The organism is Micromonospora sp. URMC 103 (assembly GCF_051386435.1).
Classification (GTDB): Bacteria; Actinomycetota; Actinomycetes; order Mycobacteriales; family Micromonosporaceae; genus Micromonospora.
Map to the genome: position 1 here is coordinate 749,439 of NZ_JBPQTR010000004.1, position 26,144 is coordinate 775,582.

The 26,144-nt window shown below is 74.1% G+C and carries 24 protein-coding genes; 15 read left to right on the plus strand and 9 right to left on the minus strand.

Going from position 1 to position 26,144, the window contains the following annotated elements; genetic code table 11:
• Positions 1–41: 41 nt before the first annotated feature.
• The 4 genes from ACSNOA_RS07110 (at position 42) to ACSNOA_RS07125 (ending at position 6,667) form a co-directional block, all read left to right on the plus strand.
• Positions 42–785, plus strand: coding sequence for an ABC transporter ATP-binding protein (locus ACSNOA_RS07110; protein ID WP_436657130.1), 744 nt, complete (start codon positions 42–44; stop codon positions 783–785).
• Entirely contained in the window at positions 779–3,205 is a 2,427-nt protein-coding gene (locus ACSNOA_RS07115) for an FtsX-like permease family protein (protein WP_436657131.1), read from the plus strand. The genes ACSNOA_RS07110 and ACSNOA_RS07115 overlap by 7 nt, the downstream gene beginning before the upstream one ends.
• A gap of 199 nt (positions 3,206–3,404) precedes the next feature.
• Entirely contained in the window at positions 3,405–5,528 is a 2,124-nt protein-coding gene (locus tag ACSNOA_RS07120) for a hypothetical protein (protein ID WP_436657132.1), read from the plus strand.
• Between the two features lie 113 nt (positions 5,529–5,641).
• Positions 5,642–6,667 (plus strand): hypothetical protein, encoded by a 1,026-nt coding sequence (locus ACSNOA_RS07125; protein WP_436657133.1) that lies wholly within the window; start codon positions 5,642–5,644, stop codon positions 6,665–6,667.
• Here the strand turns inward: ACSNOA_RS07125 and ACSNOA_RS07130 are convergent.
• The 4 genes from ACSNOA_RS07130 to ACSNOA_RS07145 all read right to left on the minus strand — a co-directional run bounded on the left by ACSNOA_RS07130 (position 6,664) and on the right by ACSNOA_RS07145 (position 10,622).
• Positions 6,664–8,106: an amino acid permease gene (locus ACSNOA_RS07130; RefSeq protein ID WP_436657134.1), complete on the minus strand. Its 1,443-nt coding sequence runs from the start codon at positions 8,104–8,106 to the stop codon at positions 6,664–6,666. The two genes, ACSNOA_RS07125 and ACSNOA_RS07130, sit on opposite strands and share 4 nt — an antisense overlap.
• An 88-nt stretch (positions 8,107–8,194) precedes the next feature.
• On the minus strand, positions 8,195–8,935 hold the full coding sequence (locus tag ACSNOA_RS07135; RefSeq protein WP_436657135.1) for a YqeB family protein: 741 nt from the start codon (positions 8,933–8,935) through the stop codon (positions 8,195–8,197).
• A 2-nt stretch (positions 8,936–8,937) separates the two neighbouring features.
• Entirely contained in the window at positions 8,938–9,732 is a 795-nt protein-coding gene (locus tag ACSNOA_RS07140; protein ID WP_436657136.1) for an ABC transporter permease, read from the minus strand.
• A complete protein-coding gene (locus tag ACSNOA_RS07145) occupies positions 9,729–10,622 on the minus strand; it encodes an ABC transporter ATP-binding protein (protein WP_436657137.1) in 894 nt (297 codons plus the stop codon). Before ACSNOA_RS07145 ends, ACSNOA_RS07140 begins: the two co-directional genes overlap by 4 nt.
• Before the next feature lie 131 nt (positions 10,623–10,753).
• Between ACSNOA_RS07145 and ACSNOA_RS07150 the strand changes: the two genes are divergently transcribed.
• The 4 genes from ACSNOA_RS07150 (at position 10,754) to ACSNOA_RS07165 (ending at position 14,753) form a co-directional block, all read left to right on the plus strand.
• A complete protein-coding gene (locus tag ACSNOA_RS07150; RefSeq protein ID WP_436657138.1) occupies positions 10,754–12,004 on the plus strand; it encodes a sensor histidine kinase in 1,251 nt (416 codons plus the stop codon).
• Positions 11,983–12,732, plus strand: a complete 750-nt coding sequence (locus ACSNOA_RS07155; RefSeq protein WP_436657139.1) for a response regulator — start codon at positions 11,983–11,985, stop codon at positions 12,730–12,732. The genes ACSNOA_RS07150 and ACSNOA_RS07155 overlap by 22 nt, the downstream gene beginning before the upstream one ends.
• Positions 12,733–12,757: 25 nt before the next feature.
• Complete coding sequence (locus ACSNOA_RS07160) at positions 12,758–14,182, plus strand: ATP-binding protein (RefSeq protein ID WP_436657140.1); 1,425 nt, start codon at positions 12,758–12,760, stop codon at positions 14,180–14,182.
• A gap of 88 nt (positions 14,183–14,270) precedes the next feature.
• The gene (locus ACSNOA_RS07165; RefSeq protein WP_436657141.1) at positions 14,271–14,753 is read left to right on the plus strand and encodes a hypothetical protein; all 483 of its coding nucleotides are present in this window, start codon (positions 14,271–14,273) and stop codon (positions 14,751–14,753) included.
• Positions 14,754–14,848: 95 nt separating this feature from the next.
• Here the strand turns inward: ACSNOA_RS07165 and ACSNOA_RS07170 are convergent, their stop codons facing one another.
• Positions 14,849–15,631, minus strand: a complete 783-nt coding sequence (locus ACSNOA_RS07170; RefSeq protein ID WP_436657142.1) for a D-Ala-D-Ala carboxypeptidase family metallohydrolase — start codon at positions 15,629–15,631, stop codon at positions 14,849–14,851.
• Positions 15,632–15,940: 309 nt separating this feature from the next.
• Between ACSNOA_RS07170 and ACSNOA_RS07175 the strand changes: the two genes are divergently transcribed.
• Both ACSNOA_RS07175 and ACSNOA_RS07180 read left to right on the plus strand, forming a co-directional pair.
• Positions 15,941–16,582, plus strand: a complete 642-nt coding sequence (locus tag ACSNOA_RS07175) for a DUF6642 family protein (protein WP_436657143.1) — start codon at positions 15,941–15,943, stop codon at positions 16,580–16,582.
• Between the two features lie 279 nt (positions 16,583–16,861).
• Positions 16,862–17,326, plus strand: coding sequence for a PPOX class F420-dependent oxidoreductase (locus ACSNOA_RS07180; RefSeq protein ID WP_436657144.1), 465 nt, complete (start codon positions 16,862–16,864; stop codon positions 17,324–17,326).
• A gap of 48 nt (positions 17,327–17,374) precedes the next feature.
• Here the strand turns inward: ACSNOA_RS07180 and ACSNOA_RS07185 are convergent, their stop codons facing one another.
• Both ACSNOA_RS07185 and ACSNOA_RS07190 read right to left on the minus strand, forming a co-directional pair.
• Complete coding sequence (locus ACSNOA_RS07185) at positions 17,375–18,016, minus strand: NAD(P)-dependent oxidoreductase (RefSeq protein ID WP_436657145.1); 642 nt, start codon at positions 18,014–18,016, stop codon at positions 17,375–17,377.
• 95 nt (positions 18,017–18,111) lie between these two features.
• Positions 18,112–19,344 carry a serine hydrolase domain-containing protein gene (locus ACSNOA_RS07190; RefSeq protein WP_436657146.1) on the minus strand — a complete coding sequence of 411 codons (1,233 nt, stop codon included), beginning with the start codon at positions 19,342–19,344 and terminating at the stop codon, positions 18,112–18,114.
• An 81-nt stretch (positions 19,345–19,425) separates the two neighbouring features.
• Between ACSNOA_RS07190 and ACSNOA_RS07195 the strand changes: the two genes are divergently transcribed.
• From ACSNOA_RS07195 to ACSNOA_RS07210, 4 genes are all read left to right on the plus strand, one after another.
• A complete protein-coding gene (locus ACSNOA_RS07195; RefSeq protein WP_436657147.1) occupies positions 19,426–20,019 on the plus strand; it encodes a pentapeptide repeat-containing protein in 594 nt (197 codons plus the stop codon).
• A gap of 67 nt (positions 20,020–20,086) precedes the next feature.
• Positions 20,087–20,533, plus strand: coding sequence for a pyridoxamine 5'-phosphate oxidase family protein (locus ACSNOA_RS07200; protein ID WP_436657148.1), 447 nt, complete (start codon positions 20,087–20,089; stop codon positions 20,531–20,533).
• Between the two features lie 213 nt (positions 20,534–20,746).
• Positions 20,747–21,691: a hypothetical protein gene (locus ACSNOA_RS07205; RefSeq protein WP_436657149.1), complete on the plus strand. Its 945-nt coding sequence runs from the start codon at positions 20,747–20,749 to the stop codon at positions 21,689–21,691.
• Between the two features lie 61 nt (positions 21,692–21,752).
• A complete protein-coding gene (locus ACSNOA_RS07210) occupies positions 21,753–22,190 on the plus strand; it encodes a nitroreductase family deazaflavin-dependent oxidoreductase (RefSeq protein ID WP_436657150.1) in 438 nt (145 codons plus the stop codon).
• Between the two features lie 273 nt (positions 22,191–22,463).
• Here ACSNOA_RS07210 and dacB read toward each other — a convergent pair whose 3' ends face one another.
• Both dacB and ACSNOA_RS07220 read right to left on the minus strand, forming a co-directional pair.
• A complete protein-coding gene (dacB, locus tag ACSNOA_RS07215) occupies positions 22,464–24,053 on the minus strand; it encodes a D-alanyl-D-alanine carboxypeptidase/D-alanyl-D-alanine endopeptidase (protein WP_436657151.1) in 1,590 nt (529 codons plus the stop codon).
• Between the two features lie 107 nt (positions 24,054–24,160).
• Positions 24,161–24,874: an MIP/aquaporin family protein gene (locus ACSNOA_RS07220; RefSeq protein WP_436657152.1), complete on the minus strand. Its 714-nt coding sequence runs from the start codon at positions 24,872–24,874 to the stop codon at positions 24,161–24,163.
• Between the two features lie 113 nt (positions 24,875–24,987).
• Between ACSNOA_RS07220 and ACSNOA_RS07225 the strand changes: the two genes are divergently transcribed.
• A complete protein-coding gene (locus ACSNOA_RS07225) occupies positions 24,988–26,061 on the plus strand; it encodes an NAD(P)-binding domain-containing protein (RefSeq protein ID WP_436657153.1) in 1,074 nt (357 codons plus the stop codon).
• Positions 26,062–26,144 lie beyond the last annotated feature (83 nt).

The window sequence follows — 26,144 nt, forward strand, 5'->3', positions numbered from 1 at the left end:
GCACGACGCGCCGTGCCCTCCCCGCCCGGCACGGTGGCAGCATGACGACACACACGGTGACGCTGACCGAGGTCCGGGCGGTGTACGGGTCCGGAAGCCGGCGGGTGACGGCGCTCGACGGCGTGACGACAGCCTTCGCGAGCGGCACGTTCACGGCGGTCATGGGCCCCTCGGGGTCGGGGAAGTCGACGCTGCTGCACTGCGCGGCCGGGCTGGACCGGCCGGCCGAGGGGAGCGTGACCGTCGACGGCATCCGCCTCGACGAGCTGGGCGAGAACGCGCTGACCCGGCTGCGCCGCGACCGCATCGGCTTCGTGTTCCAGGCGTTCAACCTCATCTCCACGCTGACCGCCGCCCAGAACGTCGAGCTGCCGTTGCGCCTGGCCGGCCGGCGTCCCGCGGCCTCCGAGGTCACGGCCGCGCTCGCCGCCGTCGGGCTCGCCGAACGGGCGGGACACCGGCCGGGCGAGCTCTCCGGCGGCGAACAGCAGCGGGTCGCCATCGCCCGGGCGCTGGTCACCCGACCGGCGGTGGTCTTCGCCGACGAACCCACCGGCGCGCTGGACAGCGCCGCGTCCGGTCTCGTGCTGCGGCTGCTGCGAAGCCTGGTCGACGACCACGGGCAGACCGTCGTGATGGTGACGCACGACCCGGTGGCCGCCGCCCACGCCGACCGGATCCTCCTGCTCGCCGACGGGCGCCTCGTCGACGAGGTGACCGGCCCGTTCACCCCGGCGGCGGTCGCCGCCCGGATCACCGACCTGACGCTGGAGCCGTCGTGCTGACCGTCCGGCGGTCCGCCGGCGCCTTCATGGCCGTCGCCGTCGGGGTGACGCTCGTGGCCGCGGCCACCCTGCTCCTGGCGTCCGGACGACCGCAGGTGCCGGACCGGCTCGCGCACGCCGCCGTCGTCGTGGCCAGCCCCGAGGCGGGCAGCCCCGCGGACCCGTTTCCGCCCGCACGTCCCTGGTCCGCCGCGACGGCGGCCGACCTGTCCGCGCGGCTCGCCGCGCTCCCCGGCGTCACCGCGGCCGTGCCGGACCGGGCCTTCTACGCCCAACCCCTCGTCGGGGGCCGTCCTTCTTCGACCCACGGGCAGCGGCAGGACGCGCACGAGGGGCACGGCTGGTCCAGCGCCCGGCTGGGCGGCCTGCGCCTGACGGCGGGTACGCCGCCTCGGCGCCCCGGCGAGGTGGTCGTCGACGCCGCGCTCGGCCTTCGGCCCGGCGCCCCGGTCACCCTCCTGACCGCCACCGGCCCGCAGCCGTACACGGTCAGTGGCCTGCTCGACGCTCCCGGCGTGCACGTCGCGGACGGGGTCGCCGCCGCCCTCGCGCCCGGTGTGCAGGCCATCGGCCTGCTCCTGGATCCGGGGGCCGAGCCGGAGGCGGTGGCCGACGCCGCTCGCGAGGTCGTCGGCCGCGACGGCCGGGTGCTCACCGGCGACGGGCGCGGCGTGCTGGAGCCCCGGGGCGACGCCCGCACCCGGTGGATCGGCCTCCAGGTGCTCACCGGCACCGCGGCCCTGGCCGGCTTCGTCACGATCTTCGTGGTCGCCGCGACCTTCGCGTACCTGGTGGCGCAGCGTCGCCGGGAGCTGGGACTGTTGCGCGCCGTGGGCGCCACCCCGCGGCAGGTCCGCCGCATGCTGTACGGGCACGCCGTGGTCGTGGGCGCCGCCGGAGCGCTCGCCGGCCTGCTGGCCGGAGCGGTGCTCGCCCCGGTCGTGGGACGGCTGCTCGTGGACGCCGGTTTCGAGCCGGCGACCTTCCGCGTCCGGTACACCCTCTGGCCGGTGGCGGTCTCCCTCGCGGCCGGGCCCCTGGTCGCGGTGGTGGCGGTCTGGTCGGCGGCGCGGCGGGCGGCGCGGGTGCGGCCGCTCGAGGCGTTGCGTGAGGCGGCCGTCGAGCAGCGGCCGATAGGGTGGCGGCGCGCCGTGACCGGCGGCCTCCTCGTCGCGGCCGGTGCGGCCTTCGGGCTCGCGACCGCGGCCGCCGAGGACGCGCAGGACGGCGCGGGCTACGCGCTCTGGGCCGTGATGGGCCTGGTCACCGGCGCGGCCGTGCTCGCACCGGCGTTCGTCGGCCCGGTGGTGGGCCTGCTCTGCCCGCCGTCGCGGCGGGGTGGCGCCATCCGGCTGCTCGTCCGGGCCGGAGCGTCGACGGCGGCCCGCCGGACCGCGTCGACCGCCGCGCCGGTCCTGCTCACGGTCGCCTTCGCGGTGCTGGTGTCCGGGATGGTCCGCACCTCCACCGCGGTGTACGCGGCGGGCCGGTCGAGCGCCGTGAACGCCGGCTGGGTCGTCCTTCCGGATCGGGCGCCCGGCCTCTCCGACGCGGCCGTCGCGGCGACCTCCGGCGCCGCCCTGCTGCCCACGACGGTGTACGACACCGACGAGACGCCGGGGACGCCGATCCGACCGCTGACCGCGCTCGGCATCGACCCGGCGGCGTTCACCGCGGCGAACCGGGCCCTCACCGTGCTCGCCGGATCGCTGGCCGACCTGCGCGGCCCGGACACCGTGGTGGTCCCCGCCCGAGCCGCGCCGGGCGGCGGGCTGCCCGCCGAGCCGTACCCGGTGGTCTTCGCCGACGGGGAACGGGTGGGGCTGCGCGTCGTGGCGGTGGTGACCGACGACTCGTTCCCGGGAGACCTGCTCCTGCCGCGAGCGGTCGTACGCGCCCACGACCCGTCGGCGCTGACCTCCGTGGTCTACCTGCGGGACCCGGTCGATCCGCCGGTCGGGGCGCGGATCGTCGACGTCGCCACCTGGGCCGCCGAGGCGGACCAGGCGGAGGACCGGCTGGTGTGGCTGGCCACCCTGCTGCTCATCGGGGTGACGGCCGGCTACGGGGGCATCGCCGTGGTCAACACGCTGCTCATGGCCGCCGCGGGCCGAGCCGCCGACCTGCGGCTGATCCGGCTGGCCGGCGCGACCCGTCGGCAGGTCGTCCGGCTGGTCGCGGCGGAGGCGGCGCTCGCGGTGCTGATCGGCGCGCTGCTCGGTGGGGCCGTGGCGCTCGCCGGCCTGGTGAGCATCCGTGCCGGCCTCTCCCAACAGGTCGGCGCGCCGGTCGACCTCGTGGTGCCGTGGTCGGTGGTCGCCGGCGTGGTCGGCCTGTGCCTGCTGCTGGCGCTCGCGGGAAGCATGGTCCCGACGTTGCGGTCGCTTCGCGGGGCGGCCGCAACGGAGGTCACCGCATGACCGTTCGTGACGCAGATGTAACCGGACGGTCCCTCGCAGTTCATCGTCCGAAGTGGTCTGCTCGTGGGGTGAAGCCGCAGGTCAGGGGCGGTTCAAGTGCAGCGCCACCCGGCCTGTGAACGTTACATCTCCATCTTTTGATCGATGACCGGGCGGCCCGATCCGCCCGGTCCTCACCGCAGGAGGCAGCTGCGTGCGAATGAGACGACCCAGCCGGATCGCGGCCGCGGTGGCGGGCGCGACCGCGCTCGCCTTCACCGTGTCCGCCCCGGCGCAGGCGCACGACCACGAGAACCTTCCCGGCGAGCCGACGATCACGCTGCCGATCAACGACAGCGCGGCGGGCGGGACGTACGACCAGGACTTCACCCGGGTGTACGCCAACACCACCCCCGACGGCACGCCCGTCTACATCTACGTGCCGGTCGGCACCCCGCTGGACGGCTCGGCGCCGGCCGGCGTGGCGAGCCTCGACCCGCAGTTCGACCACAACCCGGGCGACGAGTTCACTCCCTGCGCCACGGCCACCGCGGCGCAGTTCGCCCTCACCCAGGCGCAGATCAACTACGTGGGCGACAAGCTCGCCAACCAGATTGTCGCCGTGGACGAGGAGCACTTCGGCCTCATGGACGCGGCCGACCCGGACGAGCCGGCCAGCGACTCCCTGGTGATGGTGCTCTACAACATCCAGGACGAGGCGTACTACGACTGCGCCGTCACCTCGTACACGGCGGGCTACTTCGCCCCGGACTTCATCGACAGCAACGGGATGAACGTCATCGTCGTGGACGCCCTGGACTGGGCCAACCGCGTCGGGCCGGACGACGCCCCGTGGCGTGACGACGACCCCGCCAACGACCGTCCCGAGTTGTACGAGGGCACGGTCGCCCACGAGTTGGAGCACCTGCTGCACAACTACAGCGACCCGGGCGAGCTGTCCTGGGTCGACGAGGGGCTGGCCGACTTCGCCATCTTCCTCAACGGCCTGGACGCCGGCGGTTCGCACCTGTCCAACCAGCAGGTCTTCTACGAGGAGACGTCACTGACCCGCTGGGGCGGGACGCTGGCCAACTACGGCGCCGCGTTCACCTACTTCCAGTACCTCTGGGAGCAGGCGGGCGGCAACGGCGACGGCACCTTCACCCCGGACAAGCAGTACGACGGCACGGCCGGTGACCTGCTCATCAAGACGATCTTCGAGGAGCAGGCCGACGGCATGGCCGGCGTGCAGAACGCCATCAACACGTTCAACGCGGCGACCGGCGCGCACCTGCGCAGCGCCGAGGAGCTGTTCCGGGACTGGTCGGTGGCCGTCTACCTGGACGACGAGGACTCCCCGGTCTACGACATCAAGGCGTTCGACTTCGGCGACCCGGCCGACACGTCCTGGACCATCGACATCGCCGACGACGTCTACTGGAGCGGCCGCGGCAGCTACCAGGGCGCCACGCCGGAGGCCAAATGGGCGCGGCTCAAGAACCGGCCCGACACCACCGCCGTGCCCTTCGGCCTGTCAGTGGAGCGGTTCCGCAACCCCGGCCCGACCGTCGCGGTCGCCTTCGACGGTGACGACGAGACGGTGATCGCCCCGCACACCGGCACCACCCACTGGTACGCGGGCTACGAGAGCCAGTCCGACAACATCCTCGACGTCGCCACCTCCGGCACCGTCTCCTCGCTGGACTTCTGGAGTTGGAACTTCATCGAGGAGGGCTGGGACTACGGCTTCGTCGAGGCCCTGGTCGGTGGCCAGTGGGTCACCGTCCCGCTGCGCAACGACGCCGGGCAGGTCGTCACCACCGACGACAACCCGCACGGCAACAACGAGGAGGGCAACGGCCTGACCGGCACCTCCGGCGGCGAGTACTTCGTCGACGACCCGGTCTACGTGCACCTGACCGCCGACCTGCCGGCCGGCGCCACGGACGTCCGGTTCCGCTACTCCACCGACGCCGCCTACCTGGACACCGGCTGGTTCGTCGACGACGTGCTGGTCAACGGGGCCGCCGCGCCCCTGTCCTCGCCGGCCGGCGACTGGTTCACCACCACCGGCACCCAGGACAACAACTGGACGGTCCAGGTGGTTTCACACTGCGACCTCACGCCGGGCACCACCTCGGCCGGAGAGACCAGCGACGGCGCGGGCAACTGGGTCTACCGCTTCACCGGCGACGAGTTCACCGCCAGCGGTTTGAAGACCAGGTGCGCCAACGGCAACCAGGACGACTTCGCCGTCCTGATCTCCAACCTGCCGACCGGCGACCTCACCTTCCTGGACGCCGACTACACGTTCCAGGTCCGCAACACCGGCAACGGCAGATAACCCGCCGACCTTGCCCGACGGCGGGCCCGCACCAGAATCCGGTGCGGGCCCGCTCGCCGTCCCCGGCCGCCACAGGGTCGCCCCGGGACGGTGGCGCGGTTACGGTTGCCCGCATGCGACACGCACGCACCGTCGGGCTGCTCCTCGCGGGCGCCGCCGCCACGCTGTGGGCGGTCAACATGACCGTGCTGCAACCTCTGACCGAGCCGGTCGGTCCCTGGTCGGAGTCGCTGCCTGGCAACAACTCGTACTGGGCCCGTGACCTGCGGTTCGCCACGATAGTCGCGGTCGTCCTCGGTCTGCTCCTCGCGGGCCGGGGCGACCGGCGGTGGGTCCCGCCGGCCGTGCTGCTCGGCGGGGCGTGGGTCGCCGCCGACCTGCTGGTCGACCGGGCCGACCCGTACGGCGCCGGGACGGCCGTGCTGCTCGCCGCCGGTGGCTGCCTGGTGGTGGCCGCGGTCGCCGTGTTCCTCGTACGCCGGGGACGCGGCGTTTCCGCACCCGCCGGCGGCCAGCGGCTGCTGACGGCGGTGGCCTGCATCGCCGGGGTGCTGGCCCTGGTGGCCGCCACCATCGAGTCGCCCACGGACCGGGAGCGGGAGCTGAACCCGGGCGCCTTCGCCACCGGCGCGCTGCTGGTCGTGGTGGCCGTGGCCGCGGCGCTGGCCGCGGCGCCGGCCGTGACACCGGTACGGTGGTCGCTGGCCGCGGTGGTGGGCGCGGCCGCCCTGGTCGGCGTCGGGTTGACGCGCGCCGCGCCGCCCGGCAACCGGCTGCTGCCGCAGCTCGTCCTCGGCGCGGTCCTGCTCACCGGGGTTACGCTGCTCGCCTGGGAGTGGCCGAACGGGCGCCCCGACTGGGGCCGGCACGGGCTGGCCGCCGTCGCGGCGCTGCTCGGCCCGACGGCCATGACGATCTTCGGCGTAATCGTGACGATGACCCTGCGGATCGGCGCGCCGTTCACGGCGCTGGCCGGCAACAGCCCCATCAACACCGCCGACTCCGACATCCTGCTGTCCCTGGTGGGGCTGCTCGCCGGCCTCGGCATGGCGCTGCTGCTCGCCGGGCCGTGGGCGATCCAGCCGGATCGCGCTCCGGCCGCCGCGGCGCCGACCCGGCCGGCCAACCCCGCCCGTTAGCGGTCGACGGGGGTGGAGCGGCCCCGGCGGTCGGCGAGCGCGGAACGGCGGTAGCCGTAGAAGGCGTAGATCAGCACGCCGATCAGGAACCAGACGGCGAACCGCAGCCAGGTGACCCGGTCCAGGTAGGTGATCAGCCAGAGCGAGAAGAGCGCGCCGACGGCCGGCACCACGGGCATGCCCGGCAGACGGAACGTCCGTGGCGCGTCGGGGCGGCGGTAGCGCAGCACGATCACGGCGACGCAGACCACCACGAACGCGAGCAGGATGCCGATGTTGGTGAGTTCGGCGGCCTCCCGGATGGGCAGGAACCCCGCGATCACCGCCGACGCCACGCCGACGATCCAGGTCACCCGGGTCGGCACCCGGCGCACCGGGTGCAGCTTGCCGAACCAGGCGGGCAGCAGGCCGTCACGGCTCATCGAGAACCAGACCCGGGTCACCCCGAGCATGAACGTGAACATCACGGTCAGGATGCCGATGATGGCGCCGACGGCGATGACGCTGGCGAGCCCGGAGAGCCCCACCGACGCGAACGCCGAGGAGAACCCGCTCTCCGCGTCGATCTGGCGGTAGTTCTGCATGCCGGTGAGCACCAGCGTGGCCAGCACGTAGAGGACCATCGAGATGGCCAGGGAATAGATGATGGCCTTCGGCATGTGCCGGCGGGCGTCGCGGGACTCCTCCGCCGCCGTGCTCATGGCGTCGTAGCCGAAGACCGCGAAGAAGACGGTGGCCGCGCCGGTGAACGCCCCGCCGAGCCCGAACGGGAAGAACGGCGAGTAGTTGGCCGTCTTGATGTGGAAGAAGCCCACCACGACGACGAGCAGCACCACGGCCACCTTGACCCCGACCACGACGGTCTCGAACCGCGCGGCGGTCCGGATGCCCTGGGTCAGCAGGAACGCGATGAGCAGGCACAGCACCACGGCGAAGAGGTCGACCACGTGACCGTCACCGGTGCCGGGGGCGCCGAGCATCCAGGCCGGCAGGTGCCCGCCGAGTTCGCCGACCAGGAACGTGAAGTAGCCGGAGATGCCGATCGCGACCACCGCCACGATCGCCGTGTACTCCAGCAGCAGGTCCCAGCCGATGAACCAGCCCACGGCCTCACCGAGCACCGCGTACCCGTAGGTGTAGGCGGAACCGGCCTTTGGGATCATCCCGGCGAACTCGGCGTACGACAGGGCGGCGGCGGCGCTGGCCAGACCGGCCACGAGGAACGACACGAGCACGGCCGGGCCGGCCGTCTCGTTGGCCACCGCGCCCGCCAGCGCGAAGATGCCGGCGCCGATGATGCCGCCCACCCCGATGGCGGTGAGCTGCCACAGGCCGAGCGACCGGGACAGCCCCTGCCGGGTCTCGTCGTCGATCTCCTCCACCGACTTGCGGCGGAAGATGCCGCTGCCCCCGCCGATGGCGTTCCCCCTGGAGGTCATCGCCGTCCTCCTCCCCGTCGGAGTCGCGATCCGTGCGAACTAGCCGATGCCCGGGCGGACGACTCTCCAAACGAGACACCGAGCGCCGCTATCGGCGCTCGGCGTCGGGGCGGGCGGGAGCCGGACGGTCGGCGGGAGGAAGGACCGCCCGCCCGGTGAGCCGCCAGTACTGCCGGCCGTCCTCGTCCCGCACCACCACTCCGATCCGGCCGAGTTCCCGGCGCAGCTCCCGGACGTCGTCACGGCGGTCCTTCCCGATCGCCCGCTCGCGGGCCCGCAGCAGCGCGTCCGCCCCCTCGGGCAGCCCGGGCAGCCCGTCCACCCACAGCCGGTACGCGGCCCGGTACGGATCCTCCTCGGCCCACGGCCAGCCGTGCTCCCGGAACACCGACCGCAGACGGTCCCGGCTCAGGTCCGAGGTCTCCCGGACCAGTTCGCCGCCGTCGGTGTCAAGCAGCACCAGACTCCTGCCGTCGACGAGGACGCCCCGGACGTCGTGCCGGGGCACCTCGCGGGTCCGGCCGTCGCGCCGCAGGCGGACCCGCTGCCCGTCGACGGTCACGGTGAGCCGCTCGGCGGTGCCCGCGCCGGCGAGCAGCAGCCCGGCCACCACCCCCACGAGCGCGGCGCCGACCGTCACCTGCGGCTGCGGCAGCCGGGACAGCGCCTCGAACAGGCCCTTGAGCGGCACCCACGGCAGGTCGGAGATCGCGCCCGCCCCCACGGCGAGCAGCGCGCCGGCCCCGGCGCCGAGCAGGGGAAACCCGCCCCACATCACGACGAGGTCGGTCACGGCGCCGCCGACCCTCGTGCCGGAGCCGCCGGCCATGGTCAGGCCACCTCGCGGCGAAGCGTCCGGACGAGCCCGGCGGCCAGGGGCACGGCCAGCCAGACCAGCAGCGACACCGCCACGCGGCTCCACTGCTCGCCGGTCAGAGAGCCGTTGAACAGCGGCTCCATGGTGCGGCCGGTGTCCAGCCAGCCGGCCGGCCCACGCAGCGCCGGCACCAGCTCGCCGACGACCGACCAGACGGTGGGCAGCAGCAGGTAGGTCACGATGGCCAGCGGGGTGTTGAGCAGAAGCAGGCCGAAGGCGGCGCCCATGAGCACGTTGGCGACCTGGAACACCACCGCGTTCAGCAGCAGGTTCCCTTCGAACTCCCAGCGCCCCGCGCCGCCGGTCGCGCCCGCGATCAGCGTGCCGGCCGCGGCCACCGCGAGGCTGACCGCCACCGAGGCGAGCGCGGCCACCACCACGGCGAGGAGCTTCGCGACGACGACCCGCTCCCGGCGGGGCACCAGCGCGTACGTGACGAGCGCGGTCCGTTGCGACCACTCGGCGGTGATGGAGAGGATCCCCAGCACGGGCAGCAGCACCCCCACCGGCAGCAGCGACGGCACGAAGAACGAGGCGTACGTCTGGTCGGCGTCCTTGGCGAAGGCGAGCTGGAGGGTGACGATGACGGCGACGACCAGCCCGATGGTGATCAGCAACCAGAGCCCGGCCCGGGTGTCCGTGAGCTTGCGCAGCTCCACCGTCGTCAGGCGGAACAGGGACGGCCGCCGTACGCCCGGCCGCTGGTCGGGCGCGACGGGGCGCGCGGTGGGTGCGGTCGTGGCGGTCACTTGCCGGCCTCCCTGGTCGACTCGGCGGCGGTGAGGGAGAGGAAGAGCTGCTCCAGCCCGCCGTCGGCCGGGCGCAGCTCGGTGAGGACGACGCCGGCGTCGGCGGCGGCCTGGCCGACCGTCTCGCTGTCGGCGCGGGCCACCAGACCGTCGGTCGTCTCGCGCGCGGCGACGCCGGCGGCGTCCAGGGCGCGGCGCAGCGCGGCGCCGTCGCGGGCGCGCACCAGCGTGCCGCCACCGGCGAGCAGTTCCGCCTTGTCGCCCTGGGCCACGATCCGGCCGCCCCCGATGACCACCAGCCGGTCCGCGACCGCCTCCACCTCGCGCAGCAGGTGGGAGGAGAGCAGCACGGTGCCACCCCGGTCGGCGAAGTCGCGCAGCAGCCCGCGCATCCAGAAGATCCCCTCCGGGTCGAGCCCGTTGGCCGGCTCGTCGAGGATCAGCACCCGCGGGTCGCCGAGCAGCGCGAGCGCCAGACCGAGCCGTTGCCGCATGCCCAACGAGTACGCGCGGACCCGCCGCCGCGCCGCCGCGCCGTCCAACCCCACGAGGTCGAGCTTCTCGCCCACCTCGCGCCGGTCGAGCCCCATCGTGTACGCGGCGACGGCCAGCGCCTCCCGGCCGGTCCGCCCGGCGTGCTGGGCCGACGCGTCCAGCAGGACACCGACCTCCCGCCCCGGGTTGGGCAGCTCCCGGTAGGTCCGACCGCTGACGCTGGCCCGGCCCGCCGTGGGCGGGGTCAGCCCGCAGATCATCCGCAGGGTGGTGGACTTGCCGGCGCCGTTCGGCCCCAGGAACCCGGTCACCGTGCCGGGCTCGCAGGAGAAGGACACGTCGTCGACGGCCTGGTGCCGGCCGTACCGCTTGCTCAGGTTCTCCACACCGATCATGCGCTGAGCCTGCTCCCGCCGCCCGGCCGTCCACAGCGGCCGGCGGTCGGCCGTCGCACCGACCTTGGTCGAGGCGGGGTCTCGACTTTGGTAGCTGGCTGCCGCCCGCCGCCGCTGCCTAGCATGGGCGCGTGACCAGCGCCGTCGTGCCGGACCACCCCTGGCTGCTGCCCGGGGCGCTCGCCGTGCCGGCCGACCGGGCCCGATCGCACCCGAGACGCACGACCCGGGACTGGATCGTGGACGGCGTCGCCTTCCTGATCTCCCTCTTCTGGGTGCTGGTGGTGACGCTGGACGCGGCCACCCCGGATCCGGAGATCGCGGCTCCGCCGCCGTACGACTGGATGATCGCGGCCGACGCGCTGGTCGGCCTGGTCTGCTGCGGGCTGTTGTGGCTCCGCCGGCGCTGGCCGCTCGGGCTCGCGCTCGCGACGCTGCCGCTCACCGCATTCTCGATGGCCGGGGCGGCGCCGCTGCTGATCATCTACTTCACGGCCATCGTGCACCGGCGTACGGCGATCGCGCTGGCGCTCACCGCGGCCGGTCTCGTCACCAACTTCCTCTTCGCCTACCTGCGGCCCGAGCCGGACGTGCCGTACTGGGTGTCGACGGTGTGGGGCGTGGTGCTCAGCCTCACGGTGCTGGCGTGGGGCATGTTCGTCCGGGCGCGCCGGCAGCTCGTGGTGTCGCTGCGGGAACGCGCCGAGCGTGCCGAGGCGGAGCAGCAGTTGCGGGTGGCGCAGGCGCGCCAGTTGGAGCGCACCCGGATCGCCCGGGAGATGCACGACGTGCTCGCGCACCGGATCTCGCTGCTCAGCCTGCACGCGGGCGCGCTCGAGTTCCGTCCCGACGCCCCGCCCGAGGAGGTGGCGAAGGCAGCCGGGGTCATCCGCGGCAGCGCGCACGCCGCCCTCCAGGACCTGCGCGAGGTGATCGGTGTGCTCCGGGCGGAAGCCGGCGCCGAGGAGGACCCCGAGCGCCCCCAACCCACCCTCGCCGACCTGCCCGCCCTGATCGAGGAGTCCCGCGCCGCCGGGGTCCGGGTCAACGCCAGCGACCTGGTGGCCGCCCCCGAGTCGGTTCCCGCGGCGGTGGGGCGCAGCGCGTACCGGATCGTGCAGGAGGGGCTGACCAACGCCCGCAAGCACGCTCCCGGCGCGGTGGTGACCGTCGGCGTGGCGGGCGGCCCGGGCGCGGGGCTGACCGTCGAGATCCGCAACCGGTGGCCGGTCGGCGGTACGGCCGAGGCGCAGATCCCCGGGGCCGGCACCGGCCTGGTCGGGATCACGGAGCGGGTCACGCTGGCCGGTGGCCGGCTGGAGCACGGGCGGGACGACGCGGGCGACTTCCGGCTGGCCGCGTGGCTGCCGTGGCCGGCGTGACGGGCCCGGGCGGGCCGGAGCCGAGCCCGGCCGGCGCCGCGGGTCGGCCGTCGGGCGGCGAGCCGGTGCGGGTGCTCGTCGTCGACGACGATGCGCTGGTGCGGGCCGGGCTGTCGATGATCCTGGGCGGCGTGCCGGACCTGCGGGTGGTGGGGGAGGCCGCCGACGGCGCCGAGGTCCCGGCCGCGGTCGCCGCCGGCCGGCCGGACGTGGTGCTCATGGACGTCCGGATGCCCCGCCTCGACGGGCTGGCCGCCACCGAGGCCCTGCGCGCGCTGCCGGATCCCCCCGAGGTGCTGGTGCTGACCACCTTCCACGCCGACGAGCAGGTGCTCCGGGCGCTGCGCGCCGGCGCGGCGGGCTTCCTGCTCAAGGACACTCCGCCCGCCGAGATCGTGCAGGCCGTGCGGCGCGTGGCGGCCGGGGAGGCGACCCTGTCGCCGGCGGTCACCCGCACGCTCATCGCGCACGTCACCGGTGTCGCGCCGACGGCCGGCGGGCCGGACCCGCGGCGGGAGCGCGCGCTGCGGCAACTCGACGGGCTGAGCGAGCGGGAGCGGGAGGTCGCCGTCGCGCTGGGCCGGGGCCGCACCAACGCGGAGATCGCGGGCGAGCTGCACATGAGCGTGGCGACCGTGAAGGCGTACGTCTCCCGGCTGCTGACCCGCCTCGACCTCAACAACCGGGTGCAGGTCGCCCTGCTCGTGCACGACGCCGGCCTGGTGTGAGCCCGGTCTTTGCCAGTATCGGGATGTGGGCTGCTTCGTAGGACGCGGGCGCGAACTCGCCCGGCTCGACGACCTGCTGGGCCGGGTGGGCCGCGACGGCGGGGTGGAGCGTCCGGGCCGTGCGCTGCTCGTCCGCGGCCGTCCCCAGGTGGGCAAGTCGCGGTTGGTGGCGGAGTTCGTCGAGCGGGCGGGTGTCCCGCACCTGTTCTTCAGCGCCGTCCCGCAACCCACCCCGGCGGCCGACCTCACGCGGTTCGTCGAGGCGGCGGCCACCTCGACCCTCCCCGGGGCGTCCCTGTTCGAGGCGCGGGTCCCGCGTACCTGGGACGCCGCGCTCACAGTGCTCGGCGCGGCCCTCCCCGCGGACCGGCCCGGCGTCGTCGTCCTGGACGGGCTGCCCCATCTCGTGGCCGCGGATCCCGGCTTCGAGGCGACGCTGGGCAGCGTGTTCGACCGGGACCTGTCCCGACGGCCGGTCCTTCTCATCGGCATCGGCTCGGACCTGGCCGCCATGGAGGCGCTGACCGGCGAGGGCCGGCCGCTCCAGCACCGCGCCGACGAGATGGTCCTCCCGCCGCTGAGCCCCGCCGACGTCGCGGACCTGCTCGACCTTCCGGCCGCGGAGGCCCTCGACGCCTATCTCGTCTGCGGTGGCCTGCCCCTGATCGTCGACGAGTGGCCGGCCGGCGCCGCGCCGCACGACTACCTCGCCCGCGCGGTCACCGACCCGACGTCGGCCCTGATCGTCGGCGGCGAGCGGGCCCTCGCGGCCGAGTATCCGCCGCGCTCCCAGGCCGCGTGGGTGCTGCGGGCGATCGGGGCGGGCGAGCGGACCTTCTCGCTGATCACCCGCGCCTCCGGCGGCCTGCCACAGGCGTCGCTCACCCGGACGTTGCGGGCGCTCACCGAGCAGCGGACGGTCGAGGTGGGGTTGCCGCTGTCGACGCGGCCCTCGCGGGAGACGAGGTACGCGGCCACCGACCCGCACCTGCGGTTCTGGCTGGCGTTCCTCGGGCCCCACCTGGACGAGGTCGAGCGGGGCGGGGGCGACCGCACACTGAGGCGCCTCACCGCGGCCTGGCCGGCCTGGCGGGAACGGGCCGTCGAGCCGGTCGTACGCGAGGCCCTCCGCCGACTGCCGCCCGGCCGGCTGCCCGACGGGACCTTCGAGGTGGGTGCCTACTGGATGCGGCCCGGGGACCCGGAGATCCCCCTCGTGGGGGCCGACCGTGCTCCCGTGGCCACGCGGATCACGTTCGTCGGCGCGATCAGTTGGCGGGACGACCGGCCGTTCGACGACGACGACCTGGGGCGCCTGCTCCAGCGGCGCGCCCGGCTCCCCGGCGCGGACGAGGCGACGCCTCCCGTCGCGGTCGCCCGCGGCGGCGTCGTCGCCGACGGCGTGCGGAGCATCACGCCGGAGGACCTGCTGGCCGCGTACCGCGATTGAACCTTCGCCCGGCGGGGGCCGTACCACTGCCCGAGGATGCCGGTGCGGCGGGCCCGCCGCACCCCTGCCGAGCTGCGGGAGGCCTGCCGTGCGTGTTGGTGAGCAGTCGACGGATCCCATCGACCAGGTGCTGGGGGAGGTGCCGATGCCGGCGCCGCTGACCCCCGAGGACGTCCGGCTCGCGGTGCGGGCGATCGTGGTGCACGCCGCGGAGGAGTGGCCGGCCGGGCCGAAGTGCCGCAACGACGGAGCCACCTACCCCTGCCGGCTGCACCGTTGGGGTCGGCGGGTGCTGCTCGCCCACGGGCTCAACGACCGCCAGGTCGACGCGCTGATCCGGCACGGCAACCCGTTCGTGCACGTGCCCTTCCCGTTCACCGCCACCGGCCCGGCGCGCCCCGACGGGCCGGGCCCCCAGCCGGCGCGCGGTCCCGTCGAGCGGGGCGCGTCACCCGTCCGCGGCCCGGCCGCCCGGGTGACGCCGTCCGGCGTACGCCCGGTGGCGCACGCCGGCAGCGGCCGGCCGGTGGCAGCCCCCGCCATCGCGCCGCGCTGGCCCCGGGCGAGCTGAGCGAAGGTCGCTCGCCGGCTCCGCCCGGGCGGGACGCCGGCCCGGCGCGGATCCCCCACATCCCGCGCCGGGCCGGCGTCGTACCGGTGACCGGATCAGTTGTTGCCCACCCCGCAGTCCGGCGCGGACCAGCTCGTCGTGTTCCGGGTGCGGTCGCTGTTGTTCTCCCGGCGTGAGTCGACGTGCACGTGGTCGTCGTGGTCCGGGTAGCCGGGCCCGAAGAGCCCGCTGAACCCGTTGTTGCGCGCGCTCCGGGCCACCTGGCACAGCGACGAGGTGCGGGAGACCACGTCGGCGGCGGTGCCGTAGAGGTGCTGGCTGTCCGACGCGCCGCCGACCTGGTTGTTGCAGGCCCGGCTGCGGAAGCCGCTGCTGACGTAGAGGGGCTTGTCGCCGAGGCTGCGGCGCAGCGCCTCCAGCTTCCACATGGTGCGCAGCGCGTTCTCCCGGGTCTGGGTGGCCGACACGGGGCCGCCGCTGAACCCGCCCTTGCCGCAGCCACCGTCCAGCTCGCTGTAGCTGAAGTGCCGGGGCGTGCAGTCGTTGTCCTGGAGCTCGTACAGCTTGGCGTACGTTTCGGGGCCGGCGACGCCGTCCGCCCGCAGCCCGTACGCCTGCTGGAACCGCCGGACCGCCGCCGCGGTCTTCGGCCCGTAGATGCCGTCGTTCTCCACGATGTCCCGGTAGCCGGCCCAGCCGGCGACGCGGATCTGCAACTGGCGGACGTCGGCGCCGGACCTTCCCTGGTAGAGGTTGCGGGTCCAGGTGTAGCAGCCGTCGGCGTGGGCTGCTGGCGCGGCGACCACCGCGGCGATCGCGGTGCCCGGCAGGGCCAGGGCGAAAGCGACGGCAGCCCGCTTCAAGGTGTTTACGCGCACAGAAGTCCTCCCGATAGGAGCGGAAATGGGGTGGCCTCGGGGACATCGACCGGGACGCCCCGTGATTTCCACCCTCGCATCTGTCGGTGCGGTTGGTGGCGATTAACGGGAATCGTCCTCATGATTTGCCGTTCCTGGGCACTGCCTGTGAATTCGCCTGATTCGCGAAACAGCCATTTCCGCCAAGCGGCGATAGGAGGCGCCAGATGGCACCGAACGTCGCGGAACGCCACACCGAGGGTGATGTTCCCGGGCCGGAGGGAGCCGGTAACGTCAGCGCCCGGGCCGGCGTACGCGGGGGAGGTGGACGTGGCGCGGGGAGGCGTCTTCTGCGTCGAGGGTCAGTGGCACCGCGACCTCAACGAGCGTGGCTCGGTGCTGCCCACGCTCGAGCTGCTCGAGCGGCTCGGCAAGATCCGGTTCATCCACAAGGACGCGGCGACCCGGGACGAGCTGTTCTACTTCCTCGATCGGTGGCTGCTCAAGCAGTACGCCGACCACCGCGTGGGGTTCTTCGCCATGCACGGCGAACCGAGCCGGCTCTGCCTCACCGACTGGGTCTCGGTCGAACTCGCCGACGTCGCCGACCTCATGGCGGGCCGGTGCGAGGGACGGCGTCTCTACTTCGGCAGTTGCTCCGTGCTGCGTGCCTCCGACGCGACGTTGCGCGAATTCCTCGACGTGACCGGAGCGGCCCTGATCTGCGGTTTCACCCGCGAGGTGGATTGGGTGGAATCGGCCGCGTTCGAAACCGTGCTGCTCGACGTGCTGGCGAACGGGCAGCGGCACAACGCCGCCGAGCTGCGGATGGGATCGGCGCACTGGGCGCCGCTCGCGTCGTACCTCGGCTTCCGGGTGATCTACGCGAACGGCCGGGCCTGGCGGCCCTCCGTCCGGCCCCGGGTGCCCGTGCAGCAGGGCGGCGACCGTCCCGCGCCCCGCCCGCACTGATCCCGCGCCGCGTCGGGAGTTCGACTTGATCACGACCCCCGATGCCGGTGGTGGTGGCGCCTGGGGGTCGCTGGTAGAGGCGCTTGCGGGGCGGGCCCGGGGCGACATCGCCGAAAGCATCATGCCTCTGAGTCATGAATATGCCTCTGAGGCATCAACCTCATCCGCGATGGTCGGCCCTCCCCGTGGCCGGCAAGCGGACGATCCTTGGCGATCAGCCCGGAGACGGAACCCGGTCCTCGGTGGAGACCGGCACGAACTCCCTGGTAGAAACGAGCCGTGGCACGCAGCATCGCGACGAACACCGCCGTCGACCGTGACGGCCTTCTCGACTTCCTCCGGCCCCGGCACCGGGTGGTGCTCCTGACCACCCGGGCGGACGGCCGACCCCAGTCCTCGCCGGTCACCGCGGGCGTGGACACGGCGGGGCGGCTGGTGGTCTCCACCTACCCCGAGCGGGCCAAGGTGGCCAACGTGCGCCGCGACCCGCGCGTCTCGGCCTGCGTGCTCTCCGACGACTGGAACGGGCCGTGGGTGCAGGTCGACGGCACGGCCGAGGTGCTGGACCTGCCCGACGCGCTCGAACCGCTGGTCGAGTACTTCCGCTGCATCTCAGGCGAGCACCCGGACTGGGACGAGTACCGCGCCGCCATGACGCGGCAGGGCAAGTCGCTGATCCGGGTCACCATCGACAGCTGGGGCCCGATCGCCACCGGCGGCTTCCCGGCCCGCCTCGCCGACTAGGGACTTCGAGACAGACCCTACGGCCGGCCGGGCGCGCGGCCGGCGTGCTCAGTACGCGGCCGTGAACCGCATGTTCTCGTGCCGCGGGTTCTCGATCTCGTCGACGATCGCCACGGCGAGGTCCTCGTAGGTGAGCACCGACCGGCCCTGCGCGTCGGTGACCGGCTCGTCGCCGCCCGTGCGGTAGTGGCCCGTCCGCTCGCCCGGGTGGAACTCCAGCGGCGGCGGCGAGACGTACGTCCAGCTCACGCCGTCCGCCTGGCTCCGGTAGTAGTCCAGGGCGTCGGCCTGGCCCTGCGCCGAGTCGCGGTACTCCTCCGGGAAGTCCGGCTCGTCGAGGTAGCGCGTGCCCTTCGGGGTGAGCAGGGTCGACCCGCCGCCCAGGTGGATGATCCGGGGCGCGTCCGACATCCCGCGCAGCACCCCGACCAGGGCGCGCGCCGCGTCCAGCCAGAGCCCGCGCTCGCCCCCGCCGATGGCCACCACCATGGCGTCCGCCCCGGGCGCCAGCTCGCGCACGCTGCGCTCGCTCGTGGCGTCCCCGGTGACGACCTGGACCCCGGCGGGCAGGTACGAGGTGGCCTCCGGACGGCGTACCGCCGCGGTGACCCGGTGCCCCCGGTCGATCGCCTCGGCGGCGACCCGGGACCCGGCGGTGCCACCCGCGCCGAACACGACGATGCTGCTCATGACCGCCTCCCGCCGGACGTGACCCCGCCCTCAGGCTATTGACCGGGCCGGCCGGGCGGTGCCGTTACCGGAAGACCCGGCGGGCGGGGCCGCCGTCAGTCGACGAGGGCGGAGTAGACGAGCTGGCGCAGCTGCGGCCGGATCGGGTACGTGCTCGACGGCAGCAACTGGGTGAAGAAGAGCGCGGTGATCTCCTCGGCCGGGTCGACCCAGAACGCCGTGCTCGCCACGCCACCCCAGTAGTACTCGCCGACGCTGCTCGGCACCCGGCTGGGGATCGGGTCGTCGACCACCGCGAACCCGAGCCCGAAGCCGATCCCGTCGAGGGTGGTCTCCGCGAAGCCGCCCGTGGAGAGGGTGCCCAGGTCCTGCCCGCCGGGCAGGTGGTTGCGCGTCATGAAGCGCACCGTGCGGGACCCGAGCAGGCGTACGCCGTCCAGCTCGCCGCCGCGCAGCAGCATCTGGGTGAACCGGTGGTAGTCGGCCGCGGAGGAGATGAGGCCGCCACCGCCGGAGAGCAGGGCCGGCTTCTGGTACGCGAGCGCGCCGAGCTTGTCGTACCGCATGGCCCGCCCGGTGCGCGGGTCGGGCGCGTAGAGCGCCGCGAGGCGGACCGCCTCGTCACCCTCGACGTACCAACGCGTGTCGGTCATGCCGAGCGGCCGGAAGATCCGGTCGGTGAAGAAGGCGTCCAGGCTCTGCCCGGAGACCACCTCGACGAGCCGGCCGAGCACGTCCGTGGCCACGGAGTAGCCCCAGGCCGTGCCGGGCTGGAAGAGCAGCGGCAACCGGCTGAACGCCGCGCAGGCCCCGGCCAGGTCGACATCCGACGGCGGGTAGAGGTCGTAGCCGGCGGCCCGGTAGAGGCCGTCGACCACCGAGGTCTGCATGAAGCCGTACGTGAGGCCGGCGGTGTGGGTGAGCAGGTGCCACACCCGGATCGGCTCGACCGCCGGCACGGTGTACGGCTTGAGCGTCGAGCCCTTCGCGTAGACGCGGAGGTCGGCGAACTCCGGCAGCCACCGGCTGATCTCGTCGGTCAGCTCGAACCGGCCCTCCTCCCAGAGCATCATGGCGGCGACCGAGGTGACCGGCTTGGTCATCGAGTAGATCCGCCAGAGGGTGTCGCCCTCGACCCGGGCGCCGGACTCCCGGTCGCGCAGACCGTGCGAGGTCGAGTGCACCACCTCGCCGCGCCGGGTGACCACCGCCTGCCAGCCGGCGAGCCGGCCGTCGTCGACGTACCTGCCGAAGTGCTCGTCGATCCGCGCCAGCCGCGCCGGGTCGAAGCCGATCTGGTCCGGGTCGATGCTCCGCGCCACACTCACGGGGCCGAACCTACTAGCCGGTTCGCCCCGGCCGGAAGTGCCGCCGTCACACTTGTCGGCGGGCGTGGATAGCCTGGCCCGATGCCGGAGCCGACCGAGGACGTCACCTTCCGACGCGAGGACTGGTACGGCGAGGACCTCGCCGACCGCCGGTTCACCCGCTGCGAGTTCTTCGACGTCGATCTCACCGAGGCGGTCAGCCGCGGCGCGGTCTTCAGCGAGTGCACCTTCGGCAGCGTCCGGTTCAACGCGTCGCGGCACACCGACTCGGCCTTCACCCGCTGCACGTTCAAGCGTTGCAACCTCTTCGAGGCCGAGTTCACCGGCTGCAAGCTCGTGGGCAGCACCTTCACCCAGTGCGACCTGCGCCCGTTGACGGTCACCGGCGGCGACTGGTCCTTCGTGGCGCTGCCCGGCGCCGACCTGCGGGGCGTACGCCTCCTCGACGTGCGGATGCGCGAGGTCGACCTGACCGGCGCCACCCTCACCGACGCCGTCGTGACCGGGGTCGACCTCTCCGCCGCCCAGCTGAACGGTTGTCGGCTGACCGGCGCCGACCTGCGCGGCAGCGACCTGAGCGCGCTCGACCCGCTGACCGTGGAGCGGGCCGGCGCGGTGGTCGACGCCGCGCAGGCGGTGCTTCTGGCGCGGGCGCTCGGCTTCGAGGTCCGCTGAGCGCCGGCCAAGTCGACTCCGGAAAAGCGGACGCCCGCTGTCAGGTATGCCTGCCAGGGTGGACGTCATGGCATGGTGGTCAGACTTCGTCACCGAGCAACCCGAGTTCGCCGAACGCGTCCGCGCCCGGTTCGCGGTGCGCAAGCACGGCACCATGGCGACCCTGCGCCGGGACGGCTCCCCCCGGATCAGTGGCACCGAGTTCGACTTCGACGCCGAGCACCTGCGGCTGGGCAGCATGGCCGGCGCGCGTAAGGCGACGGACCTGCGCCGCGACCCGCGCCTGGCCCTGCACTGCCCCACCGAGGACCCGCCCGACGACCCGACCGCCTGGGACGGCGACGCGAAGATCAGCGGCATCGCCCACGAGGAGCCGCCGGGCGAGGACGGCTCGCACCGGTTCCGGATCGAGCTGACCGAGGTGGTGCTCACCCGCGTCGGGGACCCGCCGGACCACCTGGTCATCGAGAGCTGGCATCCCGATCGGGGCCTGCGCCGCCGGGAGCGGCGCTGACCTGCGCGGCCGTTCCGGACGCCCGGGCGACGGCCCGACCGTGGGTCGGGTCGCGATTCCGCTTCGCGTCGATGTCCGCTACGTTGCCGTAGCAGACCGGACAGGTGGACCGTCCGGTGCCTAATTCGGGCCGGCGAGCGGATGCGCCCCGGCGTACCACGGGGTGCACGGCGCGGCGCGGCGGCCGGGCACCCGGCGCGGAACGGAGGGCCGGTGGCGGACGAGGACCTCACCAGGACGGCCACCGACGCGTCCGGCCGGGAAGCCGCCCACCGCGCGGTCACCACCGTCGCCCGACACCGGTCGGCCGCCGGATCCGCCGCCGGGATACTGCTGCGGCGCGGGCTCGGCCCGCTCCGGCGGCACCGGTGGCTGGCCGCCGGGCTCGCCGTGGCCGCCTGCCTCGCCGCCGCCCTCGGGTACGTGGGCACGCGCCCGCAGCCGGAGGCGGCGCCGCAGGGCGGGGTGCCCGCGGGGGTGGGCCGCCCCACGGGTTTCCCGCCGATCGAGGCGAAACGCGCCGACGCCGAGCCGGCCAGCCCCGGGCTGCGGCCCCGCCGGCGGCCGCCGTCGGCGTCGCCGAGCCCGTCGGCCTCCGAGTCCACGCCCTCATCGCCGCTTCTCACCGTCACGCAGGCCGAGATCCCGGCCGAGGTCGACCTGACCGCCGTCGGGCCCCGGGACTGGGTGCACTGGGGGCTCCGCGGCGGCGGCTCGACGGTCCGGAAGCGCGACGGGTCGGGCGAGATCGTGGACCAGGGCGGTCGCGGCGCCCGCGGTGGTTGGGACGGCAACCAGGAACTGTTCGGCTGGCGTGACGGGGCGACGGTCCGTACGGTCGACGACACACCGGCCGGCGTCTACACGTGCGGCGCCGGGAACGGTTTCGCGCTCGCCGTGGCGGGCAGCGGCGAGCTGCGCACGGTGCGCCTCTACGCCGGGCTGTGGATGGCGCGCGGTCGTCTGGAGGCGCGCCTCTCGGTGGGCGGTCCGACGACCACACTGCGCATGGAGGATCCGCACACCAGTCGCAGCGCCGAGTTCACGCTGCGGTTCCGCGCGCCGAAGGGCGCCCGGCTCCTGATCACCTGGACCGTCGAGGCGGCGTTCAGCAGGGACTGCGGCAACGTCGGCCTCCAGGCCGTCGCGCTGCGCTGACCGCGGGCCGCGGCGGAGGTAGCGTGGGCATCGGCCAGGAAAGATCGCGAAGGGAGCGCCGATGACGTCACGCGACGGAGTGCTGGACAGCCCCACGGACTGGGTGGCCGGGCACATCCGCCGGTACGTGGAGACCGACGGGGCCGACGGGCACGAGTGGCGGCCAGGGGTGTTCACCCTGCTGCTCACGACCCGCGGCCGGCGCAGCGGGAAGCTGCGCCGCACCGCGCTCATCTACGGCCGGGACGGGGAGGACTACCTGGTCGTCGCCTCGCAGGGCGGCGCACCCGAGCACCCGGCGTGGTACCTGAACCTCATGGCGGATCCGCAGGTCGAGGTCCAGGTGGGTGCCGAGCGGTTCACGGCCCGGGCGCGCACCGCCACGCCCGAGGAGAAGCCGCGGATGTGGTCCACGATGGCGGCGATCTGGCCGGCGTACGACGACTACCAGGCCAGGACCGACCGGGACATCCCCGTGGTGGTGCTGGAACGCGTCTGACCGCGTGCCGTCCGGCGGGGGCGCGTTCATCGGCGGGGACAGTTTGTCCGTCGCCCCCCGTCCACGACGGCGTAACTTCCTGCTGGCCCCGGTCTGACCATCCGGTGTGGAGGATTGAGCAGATGAGCAGCGCGGGTGCTGGCGCTGCGCGGGCTGCGCGACGCCGACATCGCGGCGCTCATCGAGCGGGGCGACCCGACGGCTCCGCTGCCCCCGCCGCAGGGCGTCTGACACGCGGGCCCCCGCCGGCTGGCAGGGGCCCGCGCCGCGTGCTCAGCAGGCGATGGGCTTGACCCAGGAACACTCCACGCCCTCGGGCGCGGCGGGCGCCGCCCGTCCGGCGGACGCCGCGGGCGGCGCCACGTTCGCGCTGCTCCCGCTCTTCTCGCTGTACGAGGCGAGCGCCACGGCGATCCGGTCCTCCAGCCCCTTCACGGAGGGGGCCAGGTAGTTGTTCGACAGGATCGAGAACGCGAGCACCCGTCCGTCGGCGTCGGTGGCGTAGCCGGAGAGGCCGGAGACCCCGGTGAGGCTGCCGGTCTTGGCGTGCACGTTGCCGGCCGCCGGGGTGCCCTGCATCCGGCTGCGGAGCGTGCCGCCCACGAACCGCTCCGGCTGGCCGGCGATCGGCAGCGCCGCATACCACGAGTCGAACCAGGGTTCCTGGCGGACGGTGGCGAGCAGGTCGACGAACTGGCCCGCCGGGACGAGGTTGCGCCGGGACAGGCCGGAGCCGTCCCGCTGCAGGAGGGTGCCGGTGTCGATGCCGGTGTCGGCCAGGTAGTCGCGGATCGCCGCGATCCCGGCGGACCACGTGCCCGAGCCGGACACCACCCGGCCGATCTCCTTGGTCAGCACCTCGGCGTGCCCGTTGTTCGACAGTTTGAGGAACGGCACCATGAGGTCGGCGAGCGGCATCGAGTCGTGCCGGGCCACCAGGGTCGCCCCGGCCGGGGTGGCCCGGCCGAGCACCGTGCGGCCGAGCACCCGTACGCCGTGGCGCTGCAGCGCGGCCCGGAACACGTCCGCCGCGTAGCCGGTCGGCTCCCAGACCGTCACCCAGTCGCTGGCCGGTGCGTCGCCCATCGCGATCTGACCGGTGACCACGATGGTGTTGCTGCCGTGCTCGCGCTCGAACGAGATCGACGTCTCTCCGTCGGCGACGGTGGTCGCGCGGTTGTCGAAGCGCAGGTAGCCGGTCGGCGGGGTGGTGGTGATCTTCGGCCGCGCTCCGGCCCGGCCGGGCGCCGCGTGGACGATCACCGTGCCCGCATCGTAGTCGGTGTCCGGCGCCACGGTCAGCGGGGAGACCTGCCCGGCGTAGTACCAGGGCTCGTCGTCCCACGTCCAGTCCGGCCCGAGCCGGGTCCGGTCGTAGCGCGTGTCGTCGGCGACGAGGTTGCCGGTGACCATCCGGACGCCCTCGGCCGCGACCTGCGCGGCGAGCGCGTCGTAGTCGGCCGCCAGCATCGTGGGGTCGCCGCCACCACGCAGGTACAGGTCGCCGGCGACCCGGCCGCCCTGCCGTCGGCCGCTGGCCCGCACGTCGGTGGTGAACCGGTGCTGGGGGCCGAGCAGCGCCATGGCCGCCGTGGACGTGAGCAGCTTCGTGTTGGAGGCGGGGACCATCCGCCGGTCGCCGTTGCGGTCGTAGAGGGTCTGGCCGGTGGCGGTGTCCACCACGACCACCGACGCCTGCGCCCCGGCCAGCGCCGGGTCGGCGAGGACGTCGTCGATGGTCGCGGCCAGGCGGGTGACCGCGGGCGGGGGGGCCTCGGCGGTGGCGGTCGAGGCGCCGACGGTGGCCGTGGTGGCGACGAGCGCCACCAGCGCGAGCGTCCGGGGGAAGAGACGACGATGCATGCGGTGATGCTGTCACGCAGGTTATCGCCAGGAAAGGACCTCGTACGAAAAATTCTTTCCACGCGTTCGCCTCGGCGGGCGCGGGCCACCGGCGTGGCCGGCTCGGGTCAGGCCGGGCCGGTCGCCGCGCCGTGCTCACCCGGGCCGGGCCGGCTCGACCCGAGAATCAGCCGTGCCACCAGCGCGGCCAACGCCCCGCCGAGCAGCGGGAAGACGATGAAGACCCAGAGTTGCCGCAGGGCGGCGCCGCCCTCGAAGACGGCCGGGCCGAAGGACCGGGCCGGGTTGACCGACGTGCCGTCCAGGGTGACGGCGACCAGGTGAACGGCGGCGAGGGTCAGCCCGATGGCGACGCCGGTGGCGGCCCGGTATTCGGTGCGGCTGGTGACCACGAGCACGACCAGCACGAACACGAAGGTCAGTACGGTCTCCAGCAGGGCCGCGCCGCCCAGGTTGATGGTGGCGCCGTAGCCGTTGCTCCCCAGGGCGCCCGTCTGGTCCGCCACGTCACCCCAACGGGTGAGCACCCAGAGGATGAAGGCGGCGACGAGCGCCCCGGCGAGCTGGGCGATCCAGTAGGCCACCGCCCCGCGCCGCGAGATCTCGCCGGAGAGCAGCACACCGAGGGTGACGGCCGGGTTCACGTGGCTGCCGGAGAGGGGACCGATCGTGTAGACCAGCGTCAGCATGATGAAGCCGAACGCCAGGGCGACCACCACGACGCCGCCGTCGACCCGGGCCGCGACCGCGCTGCCCACCCCCACGAGGACCAGCAGCAGGGTGCCGAGGAATTCGGCGACGTGGCGGCGAGTGTCCGTCATGGGACCCACCCTAGGGATGAACAGGGCAGATGCGGACGGAATGGCGATGCTGCTGTGAGCGGGAAGACGACGACGCGGGGCATCGCGCGGCGGCGTCGGTTGTTGCAGACGGCATGGACGATCGTTCCGTCGACGTGGTGGTGGTCGGCGCGGGTCAGGCGGGCCTCTCGGCCGCCTACCACCTGCGCCGGACGGGGTTCACCCCCGGCACGGGCTTCGTCCTCCTCGACGCCGACGACGGCCCGGGCGGGGCCTGGCGGCACCGCTGGCCGACCCTGACCGTCGACCGGGTGCACGGCTTCCACGACCTGCCCGCCATGCCCTTCCCCGACGCCGCGCCCGACCGCCCGGCGGCCGAGGTGGTGACCGACTACTTCGCGGCGTACGAGCGGGAGTTCGACCTGGCGGTGCGGCGTCCCGTCCGCGTCGAGGCGGTCCACCCGCTTCCGGACGGGCGGCTCGACGTACGGACCGACCGGGGGAACTGGACGGCGCGGGCGCTCATCAACGCCACCGGCACCTGGAGCCGGCCGTTCTGGCCGCACTATCCGGGCCGGTCGGAGTTCCGTGGGCGGCAGCTGCACACCGCCGACTACGGGGGGCCCGACGAGTTCGCGGGCCGGCGGGTCGTGGTGGTCGGCGCCGGCACCTCGGCCGTCCAGCTCCTCGGGGAGATCTCCACCGTCGCGGCCGAAACGACCTGGGTGAGCCGGCGTCCGCCCGACTTCCGGGACATCGAGTTCACCCAGGAGCACGGTCGGGCGGCGGTCGCCCTCGTGGAGGAGCGGGTGCGGGCCGGCCGCCCGCCGACGAGCGTGGTCGGGGTGACCGGGCTGCCCGTCACCCCGGAGGTCCGGCGGCTGCGCGAGCAGGGTGTCCTCGACCGGCTACCCATGTTCGACCGGATCACGCCCGACGGGGTCGCCTGGGACGACGGCCGCTTCGTGCCGGCGGACGTGATCCTCTGGTGCACGGGCTTCCGTGCCGCGCTCGACCACCTCGCCCCGCTCAAGCTGCGCGGCCCCGGCGGGGGGATCGTGATGGACGGGACCCGTGTGGTCGCCGACGAGCGGATTCACCTGATCGGGTACGGACCGTCCGCGAGCACCGTCGGCGCCAACCGCGCGGGTCGCTCGGCGGTGCGGGAAATCCGCGCGTTGCTCGCCCGGAGCGCCGCTCTCCACTGATCCGGATCTATTTGACGGATGGCCCGGCGGCGGGCAACGTAGGCGGCGAAGGGGGCCTTCACCTGCCCCGACGAGGGGGCGCA